General features: G+C 67.1%; 5 protein-coding genes. All 5 read right to left on the bottom strand.

Translation table 11 applies throughout. The features are described from left to right. Positions 1 to 295 (bottom strand): hypothetical protein (locus VEY12_00055; GenBank protein ID HYM38523.1); only part of this gene is annotated, 295 nt, incomplete at its 3' end. Between the two features lie 68 nt (positions 296 to 363). Further along, positions 364 to 849 (bottom strand): nucleic acid-binding protein, encoded by a 486-nt coding sequence (locus tag VEY12_00060; protein HYM38524.1) that lies wholly within the window; start codon positions 847 to 849, stop codon positions 364 to 366. After that, positions 846 to 1367: a Zn-ribbon domain-containing OB-fold protein gene (locus VEY12_00065; protein ID HYM38525.1), complete on the bottom strand. Its 522-nt coding sequence runs from the start codon at positions 1365 to 1367 to the stop codon at positions 846 to 848. The genes VEY12_00060 and VEY12_00065 overlap by 4 nt, the downstream gene beginning before the upstream one ends. Then, positions 1364 to 2527, bottom strand: coding sequence for a thiolase domain-containing protein (locus tag VEY12_00070; protein HYM38526.1), 1164 nt, complete (start codon positions 2525 to 2527; stop codon positions 1364 to 1366). The genes VEY12_00065 and VEY12_00070 overlap by 4 nt, the downstream gene beginning before the upstream one ends. Then, positions 2524 to 3675: an acetyl-CoA acetyltransferase gene (locus VEY12_00075; protein HYM38527.1), complete on the bottom strand. Its 1152-nt coding sequence runs from the start codon at positions 3673 to 3675 to the stop codon at positions 2524 to 2526. Before VEY12_00075 ends, VEY12_00070 begins: the two co-directional genes overlap by 4 nt. Positions 3676 to 3801: the final 126 nt, after the last annotated feature.

Consider the following 3801-nt stretch of genomic DNA (forward strand, 5'->3'; position numbering starts at 1 on the left):
GCGTGACGTCGAAGACGGCAAGGATGCCCTTCGCGCCGTGGAAGTAGGCCTCCTTGAAGAGCTGCAGGAACGTGCGCTTGCCCATGATGTCCAGGATCACCATGTCCACGACCACGGGCCGTCCCTCCAAGGTCCCCAGGCGGACGGTCTTCTTCGACACGACGGCTCCGAGCGTCCGGATGTACGATTCGTCGAAGGCCCCGGACACGAATCGGTGGATCAGGCTCGTCTTCCCAACGGCCTCCTCGCCGACCATGCAGATCTTGAACTTGTACGTCTTCGACGCCGATTCCATCCTCGGTCTCCTGGGCCGTTCTCCGGTCTGATACCAGGGTTGGGCTTATAACGCCTTGGCCCTCATTCTCACGCCTGCGAAGCCACGGGTTCGAAACCCTCGATATCGAGGATCGTCCCCGTTCGGGCGTCCTTGGGCTTGAGCCGCGCGCGGACCGCGAGGCCGACCTTCGCCTTCTCGGGGACGACGAGCAGGCGGTGGATGAGACCGCCTTCCTGGATGCCCTTGAACGTGACGAACGCGTACGCCTGAGGGTTCGGAAGCGGTCCGCCGCGGCGGTCCACCTTCGCGACGGTCACCGCGGCGACGCGGCCCTCGGCGGGGACGTCGACGAACTCCGTGAGCTCCGTGAAGCAACCCTCGCAGAACATCCGCGGCGGGAGCTGGTTCACCTTGCACACGGGGCAGTGGACCGCGAGGATCCGACCCTCGTCGCGAAGCGCTTTGAAGAAGACCTCGCCCGCGATCCCGCTCGTGTAGATGTAGTCCACGGACATGTCCACGCCGACGTGGCGGAGGCGCTTCACGTCCGTGGTCCGTTCCAGGAACGTCATGCCTCTCCCTCCTTGAGGGGGCGGAAGTAGCGGATGTCGAGCACGCTCCCCTTGCGCTCCTCGGGCGGCTTCCAGACCGCCTTCACGCGCAGGCCGATGCGGATCTCGTCCTTGGTCATCTCCCGGAAGTAGTGCATCATGCCCATCTTGGGCGACGCGCCGTCCAGGCTTACGACGCCCACGAGGATGGGTTCCGTGATCCGCTTCGCGTCCTGGTCGATGTAGGAGATCGAGTAGGTCTCGATCGTCCCGGTGTCACGGATGTACCGCCACTCGTCCGTGGGGCGGTAGCACTCCTCGCAGAACATCCGTGGAGGGAAGAGTATGCGGGCGCAGCCCGTGCAGGTCCGCGCGATGAGCTTGCCCTTCTGGAGCTCCTCAAGGAACCGGCTGATCGCCTCGCCCGCGGAGAAATCGTACTGGGCGTCGGGTCGCGAGCGCACCTGGGTGACCTTGCCCTCGTAGAACTCCTTGGAGCCGAGCTCGGTGCCGGGGAACTTCGGAATCCTCGCGGTCATGCGCGCATCACCACCACGGCGCCGTATTGCATGAGGTCGCCCCACGCCTGGGCCACCCCCGTGCGCACCTCGTGCGGGATCTGCCGCTTGCCCGCCTGGCCCGTGAGCTGCCAGAACAGCTCCCCGATCTTGATGCCCATCGTCGCGGCGATGGGGTTGCCCACGCCGAGGAGACCGCCCGAGGGACACGTGGGCAGATCGCCGTCCCGCTGGGTCACCCCCTCCTTGGTCAGGATGGGCGCCTCCCCCTTCTTCGCCAGGAGCAATCCTTCCATGTGGTGCAGCTCCTTGTAATCGAATGGGTCGTAGGGCTCGGCGAAATCGATCTGGCGGCGCGGGGTGTCGATCCGGGCCTGCTTGTACGCCATCTTGGCGGCCCGCGCGACGTACTCGGGGAAAACCAGGTCGCGGTCCGTCCACATCGTGGAGTCGATGCACCATCCCACGCCGCTGACCCAGGCCTTGTCCTGCACCTTCCGCTTCCGGATGACGTCCTCAGAGGCGAGCACGACGGCGGACGCCCCGTCGCTCGGCGGGCTGATGTCCAGTCGGTTCACGGGCCACGCCATGATCTCGCTGTTCAGGACGTCCTCCACGGTGATGTTGGGGTCCGCGAGCTGCGCGCACGGATGGCCGACCGCGTTCCGCTTGTTCTTGACCGCCACCAGGGCGATGTCCTCCTTCTTCACGTGGTGGACGGTCATGTAGCGGTTCATCTCCATGGCGAAGATCCAGACGAGGTTGGGTTTGAGCGGCCGATCCAGTATGGGGTCCCAGATGTGGCCGAACACGCTCTGGGCGTGCGGCTGGCAGGGGGACATCTTCTCCTCGTTCACGACGAGGACCACATCCGCGAGTCCGGAGGCCACGTGCCACCAGCCCGCGATCGTGCTGAACACCCCCGTACCGCCCCCCGTGAACACGCGCATGTACGGGCGGCCGTAGGCGCCGCAGCCGTCCGCATAGTACTCGCCCTTCATGTGCACGCCGTCGAACGCGTCGGGCGCGGATCCGCTGACGACCATGTTCACGTCCGCGAGGGTGAGGCCCGCGGAGTCGAGGGCCATCTTCGAGGCCTCGTAGCACAGCTCCTTGGGCGTGTCCTGGAGCCGGCGGCGGAAAAGGGTCATGCCCGCGCCGATCACGCCGACCTTCCTCACTTGCCCACCCCCAGGACCGCGACGGCCCCGCTCGCGGAGGGCACGAACCGCCACGACTGCGCGACGCCGACCCGGGCGCCGTCGACCTGATGGCGGCCCGCCTCGCCACGCAGCTGGAGAGCCACCTCCGAGGCCCGATGGAGCCCCGTGGCTTCGAACACGTTGCCGCACCCGAGGGATCCTCCCGAGGGGTTCACAGGCGCCTTGCCGTCCAATGCGAAATCTCCCTTCAAGACGCGGCGCCCGGCCTCCCCGGGCTTCGCAAGCCCCAGGGCCTCGAGGTGCTGCAGCTCCTTGTAGGAGAACCGATCGTCGACTTCGGCCACATCGAACTCCGCGGCGGGTCGGCGCACCTTGGCGAGCCGATAGGCCATCCGGGCGGCCTGCTCCGCGTACCAGGCGTCCCCGAACTGGCGCGTCTCGAACGTGGGGGAATCGCTCGCCCATCCGATGCCGCGGATCCATACGGGGTTCGCGTGCAGCTTCCTCGCCGCGGCCTCGGAGGCGACGACGAGCACGACTGCGCCGTCCGCGGGCTCGCTGATGTCGAGCATCCGGAGTGGCGCGAAGCGTTCTGCGGATTTTGCGGCTTGGGCCTCGTCGACGGAGGCGCCGTACGCGGCGAGTGGATTCAGGAGACCGTTCCGTCGGTTCTTGGCGACCACCGCAGCGAGGGCCTTCCCGGGGGTGTGGGTCCTCCGGAGGTACGCGTCCGCCTCGAGCCCCGCGAACATGTACGGGTGGGCCCCCAGCGGGCGGTTCCAGATCGGGTCGAGCCCCTGCTCCACGATGCCCTCGAGGCTCACGATGTCGGAGACCTTGCTGTGCGCCTCGACCGCGACCACATTGACGATGCCGGTCTGGATCTGCATGAAGGCGGAGGCGAGGCCCTGGAGCCCGTCGCCGGACACCGTGCACGTGGGCCGCAACGCGGCGCCGAGCTGATCGGGCACGAACTCGTCGAAGATCCCGAATCCCTCATAGTAGTCCTCCGCGCAGGTGATGAACGAGTCCACGTCCGTGCGCGGGTTCAGGCCGGCGTCCGCGTACGCGCGGGACGCGGCCTCGAACATGAGCTCCTTCCAGTTGTACGCTGGCGTCGACGGTTGGAACGCCGTCATCCCAACCCCGATAATGCCCACTCGCATGCTCCTCCCTCGTGGGTCCACTGCCCGGGGCGGGGAAACCCGGGATGCCACAAAAGGGTGTCGCCATCGCGCCGGGCGGCTAGGGCCGGGAAATCCTGCGGTGGATGACGAGATGCTTGAGCAACT

Source organism: Thermoplasmata archaeon (assembly GCA_035632695.1).
Lineage (GTDB): Archaea > Thermoplasmatota > Thermoplasmata > RBG-16-68-12 > RBG-16-68-12 > RBG-16-68-12.